Below are 21,224 nucleotides of genomic sequence, written 5' to 3'. Positions count from 1 at the left end.
TAAAAGGAGAAATTTTTGATGAAGAAAGTAAATCCATATCTTTTAGGTATTTGTGTAGCGTATTTTATATTAGGAATAAAACAGATTTTTAGCAATGGAGTTTTATCATATAAAATTTATTTCATAGTTTCGGTTGTTTCTTTAAGTATTTCACTGGCAGAACTACTAAAAATATTATCTAAGTCTATTAGCCAGGATTATTTAGAAATTAGAGAACTTATTAATTTATATGATATGTGCTACGATCATTTAAAAAGTGATATTAAACAAAATAACCTTCTCTTAGATTTAGAAAATAGAAAAAAGTTATTTGAATCCAGTGAAAAAAAGAGATCTCTAATATGTAAAACTTCAGAATTAGTAATTGTTATAAGTTATGTAAATTCTATATGTGCAATAATATTGATTCCATGGTTGGATATTTCCAATAATTTGTTAATAAATAAAATAAATGGTGCAGCAACTCTTTTTTGTTTTGCATTAATGTTTTTTACAAATCTATTAAACGAATATACTAATAATACAAGAACGGATTTTGAAATTGAAAAACAGGAAATAATAGAAAAATTATATGCTATATATACTAAAAAGTAAGAAATCAATAAAAAATAAAGTTAGTTGAATCAATAAAGAAAGATTCATTTATATTATTAAAATAATCATTTTAATATTGAAATTTTGAATGATAGATAGGAAACGATTGTTTTGTATCTTTTGAACCAAATATAATATTAAGAATAATAATGTTGATATAAAAAATAAAAATAGTTAATACAACTAATATTTTCGTAAATCAATCTTTTTATTTGATGAGGAAAGGAAGAGCAAATGAAGTTAGAATATTTAATTCATAAAGAAAAATTAAGTATATGTAATAGTAGAATTGATACTGTGAATAAAAAGAAAAAAATGATCAAATATAATCAGAAAATTATTCCTAATACTGAGTTACTATATTTTTGTATAGAAATAGTTGGAGATAACAAAGATAATGCAAGAATTTTATCTGAGATAAATGATATTCTTTTAGAAGATGATGAAATAATTGTAGTAAGTAATGAAGCGTCAGAGTATTTTAATAAAACATTATTTCCATTAATTAATGCGTTTGAAAGAAAATTGAGAAAATTACTGTATTTAGCTACTGCAGATAATACAAATTATAAAGATAAAATTCAAATGTTAGAAAAAAAAGATTTGGGAACGATTTTTGGCATGCTATTTGTAGACGAAAAGTTTACTCAAGATACATTGAAATGGATGAATAGTAATAAACATTTAATGTCTAAAGAAGAAATTTTAAAATATATAAAAGATCATGATGAGGAATCTTTGTGGAGTGAACTATTTAGTAAAAGTGATGACGATATTTTAAAAGAAAATTACATGCTAGTTAAAACAATTCGAAATGATGTTATGCATGCTCATAATATAAACTATGAGACATATTCTATAGCTAAAAAGTTGTTCGAACAACTTAATGAACAACTTGATAATCAAATAGACAATTGTGGTATAGTAGAAAGTAGAAAAAATCAATTTAATATTACACTATCTGAAAAATTAAACCAACAATATAATTTAAATATGGATTTTGGTTTTAATAATTTAATTGAATTAAAAGACGAACTAGATGATATTAATAAACATATATATCAACTTAGTAGAGAATTAAAATCTGTTGTTGATTTGGATTTCTTAAAGAAACTAAATGATAATCAGGAAAAATTATATGAAGAATTAAAAAGATAAAACAATTAAATTAAGATGGCTATTACAGTAAAGGAGAGAAAAATGAAGATAGATTTTACAACCTCGATGACATTCTATGAATTTCTTGCTATTTGTTTGGCATTTATCGGAATATTAATTCCAATAGTACAAGTGATTTGGAAAAAATGGGTAGTTAAGACAAAATTGAATTTTTTTCCGAATGAACGAGTTCTTGTGTACTTTAATCAATCTGGACCATATATACGCATAGATGGAGTATATGAAGCTGAAAATAAATCAACATCAATAAGAAATATTTCATTAAAAATTGTCCGCTGTAGAGATGAGAAAACATTAAATTTTACATGGGGAAGCTTTATCTCTCCAGTAAATCAACTAATGAGTTATAATATTATGCAAACTACAGAAGCAGCACATCCTTTCAAAATCGAATCAGATAATATTGTTTGTTTATTTACGGAGTTTTGTGATTTATCAAATACATTTAGTAGAATTTTTAAACTTTTAACTAAAGAATTGTTTGATAGTATAAAAAATATCAAAAATGAGCATGATGATTATATTGAAGCATATGAAGTATATACGAAAAGCGGTGCATATTTGAATGCTATAAACGAAATAAAAAAAGACTTTTTTTGGAGTATAGGAGAGTATGATTTGTTTATTAAAGTTAAATATGGTAATCAAACAAAAACATTTAAATATAAAATTAATTTAGAAGAAAATGATTATAAGTTACTACTAAAAAATATTGATGAATCATTATTAACTCCCTTAAAATATCAGTATGGTAAAAATTTAGATTATTATACAGCTACTATCAAGTTACTCGATATGTGATAACAGTATGAATTGATGAAAATACAGGTAAGTGACCGTTAATTATTAAAGCTGTTTAGGGGATTTAAAAAAATCTCTAATTCTTAATAAGAGTACATTATGCGTTGTTCTATATTTCTAATGACTATTTGAGCATTAGTTATATGCTAGCGATTGAATAGTTAATATTTGGAAATAGCATGTTACTAGAATAAAAATAATCAGAATAACATTACACTAAATGCAAATCTTAAAATACTCAATATTAATTGGAGAATCCTTATTACATATCCACTAATGTAGGAATATTTGATTGTTTTGATATTCCTGCTCCTGTAAATGCTATAATTTTCATTAAGTGTCCCTCCTTTTGTTTTACATAATTATACATCATAACTAATAATCGATAAAATAAAATTCTTTTTAAAAAATCATATCATTTTTAATATACTTACTTCCCTCTTTTATACTTAAACGATGCATCTGATCATGATATTTTTCAATAAAATGTTTGACCCATTGGGGATTTGTTTTAGAATAATCTCTCAATGCCCAGCCAATAGCCTTATTAATAAAAAACTCATGACTTCCCAAATTATTGACAATAATCTTTTCTAATAACTCTGTATTTGTCTTTTCTTTTCTACATAACTGATGATCAATAGCAATTCTTCTTACCCAAAAATCTTTATCTTGTGACCATTGCAACATCAAATCATCTACTCGACAATCTTTCAAACCAATTTCTCCGATAATTCTATCAAATAAATCAATAGTATCCCACCATTGTTTGATTTGGATATATTTTTGAATATGTTCAATATCTTCATATACAAGATATTGTTTCATAGTATGTAAATAATCTCCAACAAGATATTGAAATTCTCTATGTTCATCTTTATAACATTGATCAAGAAATTGCCAATCTATAGATTTTTTCTTCTTCTCTTGTTTTAAAAAATCTTTATAAACTTGTTTTCTTTGAGGCGTAGGCAAACCATAAAAAACAAATTGATTACGCATATATAGAGCCATTTGTAAAGCTTTATCTTGATTAGCCCGTGCTTCAAACATCTCTTTTATTATCAAATATGAACTCATCATGAAACACTCCTTTGTTTTTATTATGGATTAACTGATGACTTTATTATACCATATTGATGAATATAAAGCTCGGCTCCTTTCACAAAAAAATCATGACGTTTTTGTGTCAATTCTGCTGGTTCTTCTTTCCATACCTGTTCAATCATTTCATGATGTTCCAGTAAAATCTCACATAATGACAAGGCAGAATATGACATATCATATAATTGATAGAATTGTATAATTCTTTGATCTAAGAGCTGATTATAGTGTTGTTTACTTGTATGTACCAAAGAATCTTGACATTGATAGTGACGATAATATAAACAAGGCTTACAAATATCATCTCCTTCTATTGTTAACTGACATAATAATGTTGGATTTTGAACAATAAGATTGGCTATTCTATAAAAATCATGGCCTCTTTTTTGAACAGGAACAAATCTTTCAATACCAGTTCCATATAATTTGATAATATCCATAAAATGATGTGGTTTTATTGTTATTTTCTCCATTTTTATACCTCCCATTCCATTATCTCATGTTTTCTATTTTCTATTCTTTTATTTTTATTAAGAATTTATAAATAAAGTCTTGTGAATTTGCGAATTTTTTATCAAAAAAGTCATCAAATATACATTTTGTTTAAAAAAATATTTTCTACTTTAGCAAAATCCATACCTTTTTCAATTATCCTATTATAATAAGGATAAAGGGGAGATTTTTATGGACGAATTTTTAAGAGATATACATACAATAATCTTTAAACAATGGATTCTTATACAAGATCAAAGTCATTGTCAAATTTCACTTGATGAAAACAATTCGCATATTATTAATATCAAAACAAATTATAGTTTCAGTCAAGTTATCTTTAATCCTTTAAATATTATTGAATTAAGTGTGACAAATACCATTACACAAAATATTGAATTTTATTTGCACTTTCAAATGAAAACTATGAAACATGCTACTGAATTATTTAATGAAATGATGAATAATATTTTACAGTTAGTAGAGAAACCAAAGATCAAAATACTACTTAGCTGTAGTGGTGGTTTAACAACATCTTATTTTGCTTCCAAGCTCAATGAAGCGGCACAGCTCTTAGACTATCATTATGAAGTGAAAGCTATTGGTTATACCGATTTATTTAATGTTGGTAATGATTATGATGTGATATTACTGGCTCCTCAGATTTCATTTATGCACGCAAAAGTACAAGAAATCTTAAAAGATAAGATTGTCTTAAAAATGCCTCCTCAAGTCTTTGCAAAATATGATGTTGCCAAAACATTACAAATGGTAAGACATGCTTTAGAACATCAAAAATTACCTCAACCTGTCAAAACCGAATTAACATTAAAACCATTAAAGATGATTCCTCATCAAAATACCAAAATTCTTGTTTTGTCATTATTTAGAAATAGTTTGCGTGTACATATTGCCTATCACTTATATGATGAACAAAATAAAGTCATTGCCAGCAATGAAATTATTAAATCTAAGATAAGCATGGAAGATATTTATGATGTTATTGATACTGTTTTATTACAATATACCCCTATTCAAATCATTGGTATTTCAACACCGGGTATTATTAATGATGGTTTTGTTGCTTCAACAAGTATCATAGGCTTAAATAATTTCAATATGTATCAACTGCTTAAAGACCGCTATCATCGACAAATCATTATTGACAATGATGTCAATACTGCAGCTGTTGGCTATTATGCATCGCAAAGTCAATTTTCCTCACTGATTTTTCTTTTTCAACCAAATAATCATTTTGGTGGGGCTGGTATTATTGTTAATGGACAACTCATCAAAGGACATGCTCATATTGCTGGTGAAGTTCAATATCTCCCTTTAAATTATTCTGCACCGCCACGTACTTTAGCCAAAACACCAGAAGGTGCGTTAGAACTGGTTGCTAAAACAATTACAGCCCTGTCATCCGTGATTGGCCCTGAAGCAATTATTCTTTCATGTACTTTAATTCCTGATATTCATGAACTTCAAAAGATGTTAACGCAATACATTCCTGAAAAATATTTACCACAAATGATAAAAATCGAAAATATTCAAGAATATATTTTACTGGGACAGTTGATTTTATGTTTGCAGGATTATAAATAAAGATAAAAAATTGCTTTTTTTACGATATACATAGAAAACGCTTACAAAAAATGCTATAATATTTTTAGCAATAAAAACAGAAAAGGAGATTATAGCAATGGATTTGAATAAAAAAATAGAAGACATCAGTCAAGCAGAGTACAAACTTTTATTAATTGTTGGACAACCAGGTAGTGGAAAATCTAAAATCATTCGCCAATATAGTGAAGAAACAGGTATTCCTATTCTTGATTTAGACAAGATTTTCTATCATACTCCTAGTGAAAAACTACTTCCAGAAATGAAAAACTTTTTAACGACTTATCATCAAAAAGTCTTATTACTTGATAATAAAAAACTTCTTTATGCAAAGAATAGTCAAATTGATTTATTAGCTTTTCTTAAAGAACTATCAAAAGACATTCCAGTCGTTGCGACATGGAATGGAAAAATTGAAGATGGACAACTGTTCCATTTTCGTAATGATTCATCAGAAGACCTTATTTATTCAACTGATAACAATGATTTTAAATATATCTTATGTTAAAAAAGCAGTGATTACTGCTTTTTTTCTATTTCTATCACATAAGGTGCCTGATGCTTATTGAGCATACGAAAGCAAGATACATGAAATTGATGGGGATCAAGTTGTGAAACAAATGATTCAAGCCAGACACTTTCTTTATAACCTTCTTCATGTCCTGTATAAACAACCAGAAAAAGAGCCTGTCGCATATATTCAATCGCTTTGATCACTGCTTTTTGAGTCGAATCAAGTGTTGTTGTTATATGATGTGATGCATGAGGTAAATATCCCAAGTTAAAAATACCAACATCAAATGATTGAAAATATTGATCCATATTTTCATGACTATCCAAAATGAGCTTGACATGTGACATATGTCCTACACGTTTTTGTGTCATTTCTAATGCCTGTGGCTGTATATCAAAAGCATAAACTTGTTGACAATGCTTCGCAAGAAAAACTGTATCAAAACCATTTCCCATTGTAAAATCCACACCCGTTGTACAGTTATAAGTCAGTATTCTTTGATGTACATATTCTACCATTGTTATCATTCTTTCACCTTCTTATACATTTTCCACTGACATTGATAATCTTTATAGATAACCACAAGATATTGATTTTGTACTTCTTCTACCACTGCATATCTAAAAAGAAGTTCTTTATCTAAATGATAATGTTTAGATAACACTCTGATGACCTCTTTTCTTTGTTGTGGTGATAATGTTGAAGCATACCATCTTTTAGGTTTGACTTTGAATTGTTGTAAATAATCTATAATTAAAAAATCATGATATTGTTCTGGAAGATAACTATCTAAATAACGATAAAGTTCATCAAGTTGATAACCAATTCTCTTATAATGATTTTGATTATAAAAACAAGCCAAATCATAAAAGAAAGCAAAAGGAGAATCCACATGATCCATCACCGCATTCATTGTCTGCACAAAGCGTCCACTGTTCCAATATTTTTCCAGCATATCTTCAGCCATATGAATTTTTTCCATTTCTCCATGACTCAACCACTTATTTTCAATCATTTCATAAGGTGGTTCATTTTGATAGACATATCCATAATCCTCTGCCTGATTACGCAATGAAGTTCCTCTTAACAGCTTTAAAAAACCAAGTTGTAATTCTTTAGCACGAAAAGCAAAGACTTCATCAAAAGATTGAATAAAACGTTCATATGTTTCATAAGGTAATCCAGCAATCAAATCTAAATGCAAATCACATTTTCCATCATCCATCAACATTTTGACCACTTCACTTAAACGCTCAAAGTTTTGCATTCTTTTGACAGCTCTATTTGTTGGTTCATAAGTTGACTGAATGCCAATTTCAAAACGAAGTAATCCCTGTGGTGCATAGTCCTTTATAAAATCAATGATTTTTTGATTTAATACATCAGCATTAATTTCAAATTGAAATTGTTGTCCTGGACGATGATGCTGGAAAATATAATCTAAAATCATAATCGCATGTTTAGCATCAGCATTAAAACTACGATCAAGAAATTTAATTGTTTGTACGGGACTTTGACAGATGATATCCAACTGTTTTTTCAAATAATCTTCACTAAAGAATCTTAATCCCTGTTCTAATGAAGAAAGACAGTATTGGCATTGGAAAGGACATCCCCTGCTTGTTTCAAAATATAAAATACGTTTTCCTTGATCTTTTTGATCTTGAGATAATTGATAAGGGGAATCTAAAGCTTCAACATATTTCAAATCTGCGACTGCAACAATGGAAGAAATATGATGACGATCGCTGACTCCTGGTATATTCACTGTTCTATGATTTTCTATAGCCTCTAATAATTGAGGAAAAACTTCTTCCCCTTCTCCACTTATAATATAATCAACAGGAAACTGTTCTAAAAAATACGTGGGTTCATAAGTCACTTCTGGTCCACCTAAAATCATAATCATATGAGGGGCTTTTTGACGAATCATCTGACATATTTTTTCAATATACTCAATATTCCATATATAACATGAAAAAGCAATAATATCACAATTTCTTTTTAAAAGATCATCCACAATATGTTCAAGAGAATCCTTAATCGTATATTCTTTAAAATCTACATCAAAGCGATGATATGATGCCACATAAAGTAAGCGTAAGGCTAATGATGTATGAATATATTTAGAATTTAATGTTGTAATGATTGTTTTCATAAATTTCTCCTAAAAAATAATCTAGGGATATCCCTAGATTATTGTCCTTTTTGAATGTCAGGGATAATCCCTTTATTTAAGCAATATTCTTCCAATGTCCAGCCATTATTAAAGATTTCTTGAGCCGCTTCTTTACCAACATATCTAAAATGCCATGGCTCATTTGCAATTCCTGTAATATTCGCTTTATCTTCTTCGAATCTTAAAATATAGCCATATTTATAAGAATTTGCAATACACCATTTATAATCTGGTTTATAGCCAAAACGACTGTTTTCAATACCATTTAATTTATCATCAATCACAGCTTGACATGTTAAATCAACACCTAATCCTGTCTGATGCTCACTTGCTCCCGGTTCAGCCACAAGACTGGCTGCTGTGACAGAATCATATTTATCAAAATAATCATCATATGTTTCCTTTTGATGAGCATATGAACGATAAGCACTATTGACAACTAAGTCATATCCTTCTTTTTTCGCTGCATCAAACATTTCTACTAAGGCATCTGCTGCTTCTTTACGCAATCTGGCATCATCACAATCTGAAGCCACCTTCACCTTATCAGGATCAGGGTTCACTAAATCAGATGGTTCATAATCGGCTGGTAAATAGAATCCTTTTTTGACAAGTGTCAATATATCATCTGGATTTTGAATCGTATAAGACTGATCAACTTTATTTTCAGAAATAATAAATGGATATGTTGTAATAAGTACAGCATAATTGTAATTCTGACTTTCTTTATAGACTTTCATATATTGATCAATATCTGCAAAAACAAATCCTTTGACTTTCATAAAAGGTTCAATTTGAGCATAAGTATATTGTTGATCGACTAAATGTTTAACTTCATTAATGCCTGCTGTCTTTAAAACTTCCCAAATCTGATCATTAGAATAATTTAATGTTGTTAATTTAGGAACATAATTTTCAAAAATATTATCAACTGTAGAAATCACTTCAGCAACTTCCATGTTTTTATGCAAAGATAAATATTTTTCATATTCATCATAATATTGAACTTTTTCACTTTGTTTTAACCATTGTGTGATATGTTCCAGTTTATCATGAGATAAAATTTCCTCAACACCATCGCCATCTAAAGCCAAAATTTCATTTTGCTGCGCAAAAGAATATCCTTTAAAAGCCAATTGAATACGACTAAAATTAAACCAGACAACTACACCAATAATCAATATAACAACCGCACCAATAATCGCAATTCTATCCCAACGTATTCTTGAACGTCTTGATGAAGAATACGAACTATAATATGTATATCTTTTACCTCTATTAAATCTCATAATCCACCTCTTTTCTCTGCCTTATAGTTTATCATATTCATCGTCATAATTCTACATTTTCAGCAAAATTCACATGATTAAAAAATGACATTTCATAATCTTGTTGCATTCTTGTTGTAATTATGTTATTTTAGTTGTTGTATATAAAGGAGGTTTCTCTATGCATTTTGTAATTTGTATGTTTATTGCATGTATCTGTCTAATTACAGCTGTACTTTTTACAGAAGTCTTTCCAAAATGGTTTAAAGCTATCCTTGCCTTACTTGGAAGTGCAACAGCTGGTTATGCAATAGCTATATTGATTAGAAAAATTGCAATGTGGACAAACGCTTTTACAAAGCCTCAGCTTTTACCTACAGCAGGTATTTGTGCTGGTATTATGCTTATTATTGTCATCATTGTTGTGTTTATTCTTCGAAAAAGAAAAGCGAAAAAAGCTTAAAAACAATCTTTATTTTATAGAGATTGTTTTTATAATCTTTAGATAAATTTAACATAGATTTCACTTATATTCTTATAAAAATGCTTATAATAACATTAAAGGATGTGAGTGATATGATATACAAAGAATATTATTTTTCTGGTTTAATGATGTCCATCATTGCCTGTTTAGGTAGTCCATTGAGTTTAATTAATTTAATTCCTCTCATAAGTGCCTATCAGTTGATTCAAAAAGCAAAAGAGAAAAATCTTCCAGATGATTTATATAAACGTTTATCTTTTCTTTTTTATATCGCAGTGACATTAACATTGATGTCAACATTTCTCTATTTAAGTTTACAGTGGTGATTTTTAATCACCACTTTTTTGCATGATATAAACACTGACACTGCCATCATTGACTGGAAAAACACCATATCCCTGCTCATCAATCTCAACTCTTTGTTGATGATGACCTAAATAATCATAAAAAATCTGATGACAATAAGATGTCCCCACATACATCTTTAAAGACCCACCTTTTTGATTGGTCATGACACAAGCCAATCCATACATTTCACGTGTCCAGCCAATGATATGACGATCATAAAAATAATCATTTTGTTGACCATAGGCATAATGTTTTCTCAAATATAAAAGTTTATCCAATATTTCATTTTGCCCTCTGATAACCGGTTTTGCAATACCATAATAATCACCATAAAAAACACATGGATAACCATCTTTTCTTAAAAGAATAAGTGCATAAGCCAAGGGCTTAAACCAATCCATCACCCATGACTGTAAACCTTGCTGGGGCTGTGTATCATGATTATCCACAAACGTTACAGCATTCATACAAGCCTTTTGAACAAGCGTTCCTTCAAATATTTTAGACATATCATATTCGCCAAAACTATGTGATGCTTCATAAAAATGATAATGTAAAGGTACATCAAAAAGTGACATTCTACCACCTACCTGTTTTAAATAATGAAGCAGTTTTTGAACATCGCCATGCCAATATTCACCAACAGTAAATAACTCTTGATGAGTATATTGACGCATACAATCAAGCCAATGGCAAAAGAATGAAGCTCGAATATGTTTTACAGCATCTAGACGAAATCCATCCAGATGAGTCGTATCCCAATACCATTTTCCCCATCTTTCCAGTTCTTCTACAACTCGAGGATTAGAAAAATCCAAATCAGCTCCCATTAAATAATCGTAGTTTCCATTTTCATCATCAACCTGTGTATCCCAGTTTTTATCTTGAAACAAAAAAGTTGCATGACGCTTCGTTTTGACATCATAGTCTATTCCATCAAAGCAAGTCCAGTCCCATGTAAAATCACTATATTTTTGATGTCTTTGAGGAAATGTAAATAATGTTGGTACACGAATCCATTCTTCCTGAACTTCTACATCATAACGATTTCTTTGATTCACTTCACTTGCCTTGACATCATCATAACCATCGGCTCCCATCTTATGATTGAAAACAATATCCCCATAAACTTGGATATGATATTGATGTAATGTTTGAATTGCCTTTAAGTAATCTTCTCTTGTGCCATATTTGGTAGGAATACTTCCTTTTTGATCAAATTCACCTAAATCATATAAATCATAAACACCATAACCAACATCATTGCTTCCTGCCATACCTTTATAAGCTGGTGGTAACCATAAAGCTGTTATACCTATATCATGAAGATGTTTTGCATCTTCCTGTATCTTTTGAAATAAAAATGGTTGAGAAGGTAAATACCATTCAAAATACTGCATTAAAACTCCTTGTTTCATATCAATGCCTCCTACTTTGAGTATAAAGAAAAAAATCAAGAACTGCAATAAACAGTCTTGATTTTTCATTATTTCATTAACTGATTAATGATATTCATCATTTCTTCAATTTTTAAATCAGCATCTTTACTGCCAATAGCATCATGAACACAATGTTGCATATGAGCACCTATAATTTCTTTATTTGCACGTTTTAAAATAGCTTGAGTTGCCATAATCTGATTAGATATATCAATGCAATAACGATCATCCTCAATCATTTTGATAATACCATCAATCTGTCCTCTGGCAGTTTTTAGTAAACGTGTAATCTGCTTTTGATCAGCTTTCATTATTCAAAACCCTTTACACTATATCCTGCATCTTCAACAGCTTTGACTAATAGACTTTCTTCTATGTCATGATCTAATTGAAGATAAGCACAATGATTTTCTAAATCAACTGTTGCTTTGACACCTTCAATACTATTTAATGCCTGTGATACATGTTTTTGACAATTTGGACACATCATTCCTTCAATATTCATTTTCTTTTCCATTTGATTAACCTCCTGTTTTCTTATTTGATTTTGATATTTTGGTTTAAAAAATCTTAGTCTTAAGGCGTTGCTGACAACAAAGACTGAACTTAAACTCATAGCGGCTGCTCCAAACATAGGATCTAATAACCAGCCAAAGAATGGATAAAACAATCCGGCTGCAATAGGAATGCCAATCACATTATAGAAGAAAGCCCAGAATAGATTTTCTTTAATGTTTTTTAACACAGCATGACTCAATTCAATTGCATTGACAACATCTAATAAATCATTTTTCATTAAAACAATATCAGCAGAATCCATCGCAATATCCGTTCCTGAAGTCATCGCAATACCAACATCAGCACGCATCAATGCTGGAGCGTCATTAATACCATCTCCAACCATGATCACACGTTGATTCTGTGCCTGTAAATCACGAATATGCTTTTCTTTATCCTGTGGCAATACTTCAGCAATCACTTGAATTCCCAGTTCTTTTCCAATAGCATTGGCTGTCAAACGATTATCACCTGTCAACATATAAACGGATAATCCCATTGCCTTAAGCTGTTCAATAGCTTTTGCACTTGTTTGTTTTAAAACATCACTAACAACAATCAAGCCAATGATTTGACCATCATAAGCATAATAAAGTGGTGTCTTTCCATGATTTGATAACTGCTGTGCCAATGCTTCAACGGGTGACAAATCAATATCATGTTCTTTCATTAAACGCTGATTCCCCGATAAAATCATTTTTCCATGAATCCATCCTTTAAGACCTTTACCCGATAACATTTCAAACTGTTCCACTTTCTGCAAAGAAATCTTCTTTTCTTTTGCATAGGCAACAATTGCTTTGGCTAAAGGATGTTGTGATGAATTTTCAATAGAAGCCGCCAGTGTCAACAGTTCATCTTCACTCATATGCAATGCTTCGATTTGTGTGACTTGTGGTTTCCCTTGAGTGATAGTTCCCGTTTTATCTAAAATGATGCTCTGTGCTTTAGATAATAATTCCAGATTTTCTGCCGATTTGATTAGAATACCTAGCTGTGCACCTTTTCCTGTCCCTACCATAATAGCCGTTGGCGTCGCTAATCCTAAAGCACATGGGCATGAAATGACCAAGACTGCAATGGCACATGTCAAAGCAAAATGGAATGTCTGCTGTCCCAGTGTCATCCATAAGATAAAAGTAACCAATGAAATCACAATGACAATAGGAACAAAAATACCACTGATACGATCTGCCAGTTTAGCAATCGGAGCTTTAGAAGAACTTGCTTCCTCAACCAGTTCAATAATCTGTGATAAAGTGGCTTCTTGACTTGTATGTGTCACTTGAACTTGAATATAACCTTCAACATTCATTGTCGCACCAATCACACGATCATTGATAGTTTTATCAACAGGTAAGCTTTCTCCTGTAATCATAGACTCATCAATAGAAGTCTGCCCATCAATAATGACTCCATCCAAAGGAATGCTTTGCCCTGATTTAACAACAACAATATCTCCTACTTGAACATCTTCAATAGCGACTTCTTTTTCTTGACCATCTTTTAAGATTGTCGCCACAGATGGCATCAGATGAATCAACTTTTCAATGGCCTCAGTTGTTTTCTTTTTAGAGCGTGATTCTAAATACTTTCCTAATGAAATGAGTGTTAAAATCATTGCAGCTGATTCAAAATAAAGCTGCATCATATATTGATGAGCTTGATGAATCTGTCCATGCCCCAAATCATAACCCATCATGAAAATAGCATAAATACTATAAATCGCTGCTGCTAAAGATCCCATCGCAATCAATGTATCCATATTAGGACTACGATGCCATAATGATTTGAAACCTCTTTGAAAATAACCACGATTGATATACATAACTGGCAAAGTTAAAAAGAGCTGTGTTAAAGCAAAAACCATCATATTGCTTTCACCAACAAGGAAAGATGGTAGTGGTGCTCCCATCATATGTCCCATTGAAATATAAAACAAAGGAATCAAAAAGACAAAAGAAAGAATCAAAGATTTTTTCTTATCATCAACTGTTTCTTCTTGTTTTTGTGCTTGAACACTTTGTGTTTCCAAAGCTGCTTTATATCCTGCATCTTCAACAGCTTTTTGAATCATAGCATCATTGACTTTATTTTCATCATAATCAACGACCATACAATTGCTTAAAAGATTGACATTGACATCTTGAACACCATCTAGATGTCTCACTGCTTTATCAACATGAGCACTACATGCACTGCATGTCATCCCCATCACATCATATTTCTGTTTCATATAACACCTCCTACACCCCTGTGGGGTATATTATCATTATACACATATTTTTGTCAGATGCAAAAGAAATGATAAAAAAACTATATCAATCATGATATAGCTTATCAAAGAGTTGTATGATAACGATAACCTGTTTCAAAATCAACAAGATTTTCAAGTTCTTCTTGGGCTTTTAAATGATGCAGATTTCTAATCACAAGTTCTGTATAATAATGTCTGGCACTCTCCCAAACATATCCTCCAGATACATGTGGTGTCAATAAGACACGTTCCTGTTTCCAAAGGGGATGTGCTGGTGGTAAAGGTTCTTCCTCTAAAACATCTAATCCAACACCATAAAGATGTCCACGATTTAAGACTTCTATTAAATCAGAAGTTGCTATAGCACTGCCTCTACCTACATTAATAAGAACAGCATCCTTTTTCATACGTAATAATTTTTCTTTATCAAATAAATGATATGTTTGTAAGGATTGTGGTAAAGCTAAAACCACAAAATCTGCACGTGGTAAAACATCATCTAAAGATTCAGTTGTATAAATTTCATCCAACACATCTGGACATTTAGATTTTCTACGTTTAACACCAATGATATAAAATTCAAATGCTTTTAAGCGTTTTGCAATCGTATAACCTAAATCCCCTAATCCAACAATGACAACAGTTTGACGATAAAGTTCTTTTCCCTGTTGATGAGGTTGCCATAAGCCTTGATCCATCTGATGAACATATGTCTTAAAATTCTTATTAATCGCAAAAATCATTCCCAGAGTATGTTCTGCAATAGCACAGCCATATGTACCAGAGGCATTAGCTAAAAGTGTCTGCGGTGATAGAATCCCTTCTTTAACATAAGCATCACTACCAGCACTATTTAATAAGATAGCCTGCAGATGTGGACGATGCAGATCAAGTGATAAAGGTGGATTGCCCACAATGACATCACATTGATCAACCATAACTTGTGTCACACTTTTTGCGGAGGCATATATAAAGTTATCTTCTAAAAAGCATTGTTCAATGCGTTCAAAGTTTTCTTTTTGTAATGGAGCTAACATTAAAACTTTCATAACAATCCTCTATTCATTTACAATAAATTCACGATAAATAGCTTTAATAGCTGGTTTAAAATAGCAGTTACGTACCCCAATAATAATATTTAACTCACTTGATCCCTGATCAATCATTTTAATATTAATATTTTCTTTAGCCAAAGCTTTAAAGACACATGCTGCTGTTCCTCGACTGGCTTTCATTCCTCTACCCACAACCGCAATCAAAGCCAAATCTGATTCCAATACAATAGAATCTGGATGAACTTGACGATGTAATCCTGCTAAAATATCCTGTTCCTTATCAATAAATTCCTCCGTATTCACAATAACTGTCATCGTATCAATTCCTGAAGGCATATGCTCAAAAGAAAGATGATGATCTTCAAAAACCTGTAAAACTTTACGACCAAAACCAATTTCCGAATTCATCATATCTTTTTCAATCATGACTGTCGCAAAACCTTGCTTTCCTGCAATTCCTGTAATCACATGTGTTGGTTTGTGACAAGTACTTTCAACAATGAGTGTTCCCTGATCTTCGGGACGATTTGTATTTTTAATATGAATAGGAATTCCTTCTTTACGTACAGGAAAGACTGAATTTTCATGAAGAACAGAAGCCCCCATATAAGACAATTCTCTTAATTCTTTATATGTAATAGTTTCAATCACATCTGGATTTTTAACAATACGAGGATCAGCAATCAAAAACCCTGATACATCCGTCCAGTTTTCATATAAATCTACTTTTCCATTTTTCGCAACAATAGAGCCTGTTACATCAGATCCACCCCTTGAAAATGCCTTAATTTTACCACTTCCATCATTGAGTGAACCATAAAAGCCAGGAATCACAGCATAGGGTGTTTCAGATAGTTTTTGTGAAAGAATCGCATCCGTCTTTTTGACATCATAACGTCCTTCTTGGTCAATAAATATAACATCTTTAGGATCAATAAATTCAAAACCTAGATAAGCTGCTAATATTCGACCATTTAAATATTCGCCACGACTCACAACATAGTCTTCACTAACACCATTTTCTAAAGCTTTTTGAATAATCGTAAACTCATCTTCTAAAGACAAATCTAATTGTAAACCCTCAATAATATCTAAGAAACGCTCTTTCATTTGGTCAAAGTATAAATGAAATTCATTTTTTGTTTTCGCATAAAAAATCTTATATAACAAATCTGTGACCTTTGTATCTTCTTTAAATCTTTTTCCGGGTGCACTTGGCACAACAAAGCGTCTTTCTGGATCACTTTTAATAATATTATATACTTTTTGAAACTGGGTAGCATCCGCTAAAGAAGAACCCCCAAATTTTACAACTTTACTCATCAAACCCCTCCATTTCTAACAATAGGATACATGATTATGAAATTTTATTCAATATTTAAAGAAAAAATATCCCATTTCTGAGATATTTTCTATCTAAAAACAATTTCTCCCTTGATATCATCCATATGATCAATGATAGCTAAAGATTCTAAATGATAGCCTAATTCTCTAATCTTCTTTCCACCACTTTGGTATCCCTTTTCAATCACAATACCAATCCCTTCTACAGTTGCCCCAGCTTGATGAATCAAATCAATTAACCCTAAGACAGCACAACCATTGGCTAGAAAATCATCAATAATTAAAACATGATCATTTTCATTTAAATACTGTTTTGAAATCACAACATCATTTGTATTTTGATGTGTAAATGATTCTACTGTTGTATGATATAATTCATCAGAGATATTTGATGATTTTGATTTTTTCGCAAAGACAACAGGTACATTTTGAAAATGTCTGGCTGTCATAACAGCTACACCAATACCACTAGCTTCAATCGTTAAAATTTTATTAATGGGATGTTTTTGAAAAAGTGTTTGAAACTCTTTTCCCATTTCATCTAAAAATGCAACATCAATCTGATGATTTAAAAAACTATCGACTTTTAAAATATTTCCTTTTTTTACAATACCTTCTCTAATAATTTTTTCTTCTAATGCTTTCATAATTCTCCCTTTTGTTGATAAACAACTTTAAATATTTCTTTTTTTATCATTTGATATTGTTGATCATCCATGACTTTTGGATATGTCATGAATGTCAATTGAACTGAATGATCATTTTCTCTAAATGTAGGTTGTATATACTGATAAGGATTTAAAACAAATCCCATTCTTTCATAAAACTGGATACGTTTTCGAGATATTTCATCATGAGGAACTTCCACTTCTAAAAATAAGAATTTATCTTTATACAAATGACAAAATTGTTGTAGAAAGTATGTTCCTAATCCTTGACCACGCATCTTTGTTTCAATTGCAAAGTTTTCTAAATAAACACAATTTTCTAATTCCCATACAATCATTGCCCCTTGTAACTCATTATGATCATATTTTACATAAATGCTAAATAGATTTTGTTGAAATAACTTTTTCATCTGTTCATAGGGTCTTAACTCTTCCAATACAAAAGATCGCTGAAATAAATGATAAACATCATCAAACTGTGATATAGATATTTTCTCCATTGTTTCACCACCTTATATCCATTCTAGCATAATCCATTCAGGATACCAAGTCTGCTTGTTCAAGTTGTAATAAAAATATCTTGACATCAATGTCTTTTCCATAGCCACCTAATTTTTGTGATGAACCAATGACACGATGACATGGTATAAGCAGTGAAAATGGGCATTCACGCAAAGCACTTCCGACAGCCCTATAAGCCCGCGGATGTCCAATCTTTTCAGCAATATCACGATAGCTTCTTGTTTGACCATATGGAATGTCCATAACAGCCTGCCAAACTTTCTTTTGAAAAGCTGTTCCTTTTAAAAATATATAATGGAAATCAAAAGTTTGTCTTCTTTTTTGAAAATATTCTTCAATCTGCTTGGCTATATTTTTTAAACACTCTGTGTTTTCATAAATACCATTTTCTAAAAGGATTGGTTGACCACAATAAATAATGGCTTGATCTTTACAGGCAATCATTATTTTCCCAATAGGAAATGGATACTGATAATAATAAATTGTCTTATTCATCTGGCATTTTTTTTGGCATATTCTAAAGCTTTTTTCGAAAAAGTCTGAGATGCCTTTTGAAGATTTTGTTTCAAATCAGAAAGTTTTTCTAATTGTAATTTCTTATGACGAACCAGACATTTTCCATTGACAAAAACAGTATCTACCTGGCTTGGATTGGCGCTATAAACCAGTGCTGAATAAGGATCATAAAGTGGATACATATTCACTGAATCTGTTTCAACAATGATAAAATCTGCTTTTTTACCCACTTCTAATGAACCAACCAGATGATCAATATGTAAGGCTTTTGCACCATGAATAGTTGCTAAAGAAAGGATATCCTGTGCATGAAATGCGCCACGATCATGATTCACAGTTTTATGAACACAGGCAATCATTTTCAACATTGAAAAGAGCTCTAAAGTATTCCCACTTGATGGTCCATCCGTCCCTAAACCAACACTCACACCATTTTCTAATAGTTCTTTTAAAGGCATAACTCCTTTTGCTGCTTTTAAATTAGAAACCAAACAATGTGCAATACTGAACCGCCCCTGTCAAGTAGACAGGTGAAATAATTAAAAATGTTTTTGATGAAGTTGCCGAGGAGACAACTTCATTTTTCTTTATGCAGCTAATGTTGTATTACTTGTATAATGTTCTTGTTTATATTTTATGATTCTTTTATTTTCTAATATTGGATATTGATTTGGTGTTTGTAATGATAGTGCTTCTCTTCTCACTTCATATGGTGTCTTTACTCCAAATCTTCTTTGATATCTTTCATACATGTAATAATGAATCCAATCATCAATAGCCTTAATAAGTTCGTCCTTTGTGTTGTAATGTTTTCCATAATAATACATCTCACATTTCATGATTCCCCAAAAGCCTTCCATTGGTCCATTATCTATGCAGCAGTGAACTCTTGACATGCTTTGTGTCATTCCCTGCTCTTTAAGCATATTTACAAAGGCTGGACTTGTGTATTGATATCCTCCATCCGAATGACATAAAGGATGTGCATCTTTATTAGCTTGAATTGCTTTATCAAATGTATTAAAAACAAGAATATTATTATTGTGATTACCAACTTCATAACTGACGACTGTTCTATCATAGAGATCAAGAAATGCACTCAAATAAAGCTTATATTCATTATGTGGGCCATATTTGAATTCTGTGACATCAGTTACCCATTTTTCATTTGGTCTTGATGCATTGAAATCTCTATTAAGATTATTCTTAGCTGTGTTGTTATTTTTTCTAACTGTACAACTTCTTCGTTTAGGTCGAATGATGCTTTGAATACCTAATGTCCTCATGATCTTATAGATACGTTTGTCACTATAATGTCTATGATGATCTCTATTTATTCTATCAGCCATCATTCTATAACCTAATAATCCGTTATATTTTTTATGATATTCTTTGATCAGCTCAGCTATCTCTTCATTTTCCTTGTCTACAATACTCTTTTCATGATGAAGCCATTTATAATAGTTTGCACGTTTGACATCAAGTATTCTACACATAAGTGATATATTTGGTGTGTTTCCTTTATCTACTTCTTCTTCGCTAATTTCTTTGATTGCTTCATATTCTTCTTCATATTTGCTTTCTCTGTATATCGCCTTCTTTCTATCTCGTCCAATTTTTTTAACATTCTTACCTCCAATAGTGCCATTTCAAGTTCATATTCCTTTTGTTTGAGCTGTCGTTTTAATAAAGTCATTTCATCAACTTCTTCATCAGCTTTATGATGTCCACGTCTATCACCTAAACCATCTTCGCCTTTTTCCTTATACTTCTTGACCCAATTAAAGACATTAGCGTAAGTTGTTTCAAATACCTTAGCTGTTGTCTTATAGTCCAAATCATGTTCAAGACAATACTTTACAATTTCAATACGTTCTTCTTTATTTACTTTTCTGCTTTTCGCCATATAGATATCTTCTCCTCCAGGAATGTAATCCTTCAATTCCATATGACTATTATAATCTTTTATCCACTTTATGATAGTGCTATTAGAAGAAATATTATATTTTATTGCCAGATCATCTAATGAACCTTCGCCGTTTAAATAAGCATCTACAACCATCCGTTTAAATGTTTTAGTATATGCATTATTTGATTTTAAATCATCAAAAGCTGATTCACCAAAAGCATTGTATTTTTTAACCCATCTATAAACAACCATATTATTTGTGCCGATTTCATCAGCTAATGAATAAGTAGAACCTTCACCATTCAAATAACGTTTACATATTTCTATTTTTAGTTCTTTAGAATATTTGCTTTTTCTTCCCAATATAAAA

At 30.8% G+C, this 21,224-nt stretch carries 23 protein-coding genes; 7 read left to right on the top strand and 16 right to left on the bottom strand.

Translation table 11 applies throughout. The features are described 5' to 3' along the window. Positions 1-18: 18 nt before the first annotated feature. The 3 genes from KEC48_RS01805 to KEC48_RS01795 all read left to right on the top strand — a co-directional run bounded on the left by KEC48_RS01805 (position 19) and on the right by KEC48_RS01795 (position 2,574). Positions 19-594 carry a hypothetical protein gene (locus KEC48_RS01805; RefSeq protein WP_087936493.1) on the top strand — a complete coding sequence of 192 codons (576 nt, stop codon included), beginning with the start codon at positions 19-21 and terminating at the stop codon, positions 592-594. Positions 595-828: 234 nt separating this feature from the next. Then, entirely contained in the window at positions 829-1,752 is a 924-nt protein-coding gene (locus KEC48_RS01800) for a hypothetical protein (protein ID WP_087936494.1), read from the top strand. 42 nt (positions 1,753-1,794) lie between these two features. After that, positions 1,795-2,574, top strand: coding sequence for a hypothetical protein (locus KEC48_RS01795; RefSeq protein WP_087936495.1), 780 nt, complete (start codon positions 1,795-1,797; stop codon positions 2,572-2,574). A 402-nt stretch (positions 2,575-2,976) separates the two neighbouring features. Here the strand turns inward: KEC48_RS01795 and KEC48_RS01790 are convergent, their stop codons facing one another. Then, positions 2,977-3,627 (bottom strand): DNA alkylation repair protein, encoded by a 651-nt coding sequence (locus tag KEC48_RS01790; protein ID WP_249191393.1) that lies wholly within the window; start codon positions 3,625-3,627, stop codon positions 2,977-2,979. Between the two features lie 50 nt (positions 3,628-3,677). Next, positions 3,678-4,151: a hypothetical protein gene (locus KEC48_RS01785; protein WP_211964009.1), complete on the bottom strand. Its 474-nt coding sequence runs from the start codon at positions 4,149-4,151 to the stop codon at positions 3,678-3,680. Between the two features lie 211 nt (positions 4,152-4,362). On the opposite strand from KEC48_RS01785, the gene KEC48_RS01780 reads away from it, so the two are divergent. Further along, a complete protein-coding gene (locus KEC48_RS01780; RefSeq protein WP_211964007.1) occupies positions 4,363-5,775 on the top strand; it encodes an ROK family protein in 1,413 nt (470 codons plus the stop codon). A gap of 97 nt (positions 5,776-5,872) precedes the next feature. Continuing rightward, positions 5,873-6,301, top strand: a complete 429-nt coding sequence (brxF, locus tag KEC48_RS01775) for a BREX-3 system P-loop-containing protein BrxF (RefSeq protein ID WP_087357895.1) — start codon at positions 5,873-5,875, stop codon at positions 6,299-6,301. An 11-nt stretch (positions 6,302-6,312) separates the two neighbouring features. On the opposite strand, the gene KEC48_RS01770 is transcribed toward brxF, so the two are convergent. Genes KEC48_RS01770 through KEC48_RS01760 form a run of 3 tightly spaced genes read right to left on the bottom strand, consistent with a single transcriptional unit; the run spans position 6,313 to position 9,775 of the window. Further along, complete coding sequence (locus KEC48_RS01770) at positions 6,313-6,834, bottom strand: class I SAM-dependent methyltransferase (protein WP_211964006.1); 522 nt, start codon at positions 6,832-6,834, stop codon at positions 6,313-6,315. After that, on the bottom strand, positions 6,831-8,465 hold the full coding sequence (locus KEC48_RS01765; protein WP_211964004.1) for a B12-binding domain-containing radical SAM protein: 1,635 nt from the start codon (positions 8,463-8,465) through the stop codon (positions 6,831-6,833). The genes KEC48_RS01770 and KEC48_RS01765 overlap by 4 nt, the downstream gene beginning before the upstream one ends. Positions 8,466-8,503: 38 nt before the next feature. Further along, positions 8,504-9,775 (bottom strand): M15 family metallopeptidase, encoded by a 1,272-nt coding sequence (locus KEC48_RS01760; protein WP_211964002.1) that lies wholly within the window; start codon positions 9,773-9,775, stop codon positions 8,504-8,506. A gap of 160 nt (positions 9,776-9,935) precedes the next feature. Here KEC48_RS01760 and KEC48_RS01755 point away from each other — a divergent pair, with 160 nt between their 5' ends. Both KEC48_RS01755 and KEC48_RS01750 read left to right on the top strand, forming a co-directional pair. Continuing rightward, entirely contained in the window at positions 9,936-10,217 is a 282-nt protein-coding gene (locus KEC48_RS01755; protein ID WP_087357891.1) for a hypothetical protein, read from the top strand. 113 nt (positions 10,218-10,330) lie between these two features. Continuing rightward, positions 10,331-10,564 carry a hypothetical protein gene (locus tag KEC48_RS01750; RefSeq protein WP_205088998.1) on the top strand — a complete coding sequence of 78 codons (234 nt, stop codon included), beginning with the start codon at positions 10,331-10,333 and terminating at the stop codon, positions 10,562-10,564. Positions 10,565-10,567: 3 nt separating this feature from the next. Here the strand turns inward: KEC48_RS01750 and KEC48_RS01745 are convergent, their stop codons facing one another. The 11 genes from KEC48_RS01745 to KEC48_RS01695 all read right to left on the bottom strand — a co-directional run bounded on the left by KEC48_RS01745 (position 10,568) and on the right by KEC48_RS01695 (position 21,217). Further along, positions 10,568-12,004: an alpha-amylase gene (locus KEC48_RS01745; RefSeq protein ID WP_211964000.1), complete on the bottom strand. Its 1,437-nt coding sequence runs from the start codon at positions 12,002-12,004 to the stop codon at positions 10,568-10,570. A gap of 68 nt (positions 12,005-12,072) precedes the next feature. Further along, a complete protein-coding gene (locus KEC48_RS01740) occupies positions 12,073-12,336 on the bottom strand; it encodes a metal-sensing transcriptional repressor (RefSeq protein ID WP_087358513.1) in 264 nt (87 codons plus the stop codon). Then, positions 12,336-14,819 carry a heavy metal translocating P-type ATPase gene (locus KEC48_RS01735; protein ID WP_211963998.1) on the bottom strand — a complete coding sequence of 828 codons (2,484 nt, stop codon included), beginning with the start codon at positions 14,817-14,819 and terminating at the stop codon, positions 12,336-12,338. Before KEC48_RS01735 ends, KEC48_RS01740 begins: the two co-directional genes overlap by 1 nt. Positions 14,820-14,923: 104 nt before the next feature. Next, positions 14,924-15,889, bottom strand: a complete 966-nt coding sequence (locus tag KEC48_RS01730) for a D-2-hydroxyacid dehydrogenase (RefSeq protein ID WP_211963996.1) — start codon at positions 15,887-15,889, stop codon at positions 14,924-14,926. A 9-nt stretch (positions 15,890-15,898) separates the two neighbouring features. Next, positions 15,899-17,218 (bottom strand): aspartate kinase, encoded by a 1,320-nt coding sequence (locus KEC48_RS01725; protein WP_211963994.1) that lies wholly within the window; start codon positions 17,216-17,218, stop codon positions 15,899-15,901. 89 nt (positions 17,219-17,307) lie between these two features. Further along, positions 17,308-17,886: a xanthine phosphoribosyltransferase gene (locus KEC48_RS01720; RefSeq protein ID WP_087358505.1), complete on the bottom strand. Its 579-nt coding sequence runs from the start codon at positions 17,884-17,886 to the stop codon at positions 17,308-17,310. After that, the gene (locus KEC48_RS01715) at positions 17,883-18,407 is read right to left on the bottom strand and encodes a GNAT family N-acetyltransferase (RefSeq protein ID WP_211963992.1); all 525 of its coding nucleotides are present in this window, start codon (positions 18,405-18,407) and stop codon (positions 17,883-17,885) included. Before KEC48_RS01715 ends, KEC48_RS01720 begins: the two co-directional genes overlap by 4 nt. 37 nt (positions 18,408-18,444) lie before the next feature. Next, positions 18,445-18,924, bottom strand: a complete 480-nt coding sequence (locus tag KEC48_RS01710) for a methylated-DNA--[protein]-cysteine S-methyltransferase (RefSeq protein WP_211963990.1) — start codon at positions 18,922-18,924, stop codon at positions 18,445-18,447. Further along, positions 18,921-19,448, bottom strand: a complete 528-nt coding sequence (locus tag KEC48_RS01705) for an amidohydrolase family protein (RefSeq protein WP_211965366.1) — start codon at positions 19,446-19,448, stop codon at positions 18,921-18,923. Before KEC48_RS01705 ends, KEC48_RS01710 begins: the two co-directional genes overlap by 4 nt. A gap of 84 nt (positions 19,449-19,532) precedes the next feature. After that, entirely contained in the window at positions 19,533-20,450 is a 918-nt protein-coding gene (locus KEC48_RS01700) for an IS3 family transposase (protein WP_275086202.1), read from the bottom strand. 20 nt (positions 20,451-20,470) lie between these two features. Then, the gene (locus KEC48_RS01695) at positions 20,471-21,217 is read right to left on the bottom strand and encodes a helix-turn-helix domain-containing protein (RefSeq protein WP_211962179.1); all 747 of its coding nucleotides are present in this window, start codon (positions 21,215-21,217) and stop codon (positions 20,471-20,473) included. Positions 21,218-21,224: the final 7 nt, after the last annotated feature.

The sequence above is a fragment of the Clostridium sp. C1 genome, assembly GCF_018223625.1.
Classification (GTDB): Bacteria; Bacillota_I; Bacilli_A; order Erysipelotrichales; family Coprobacillaceae; genus Allocoprobacillus.
Note: the sequence above shows the minus strand (reverse complement) of the source record. Positions and strands in the feature narration are given on the sequence as shown.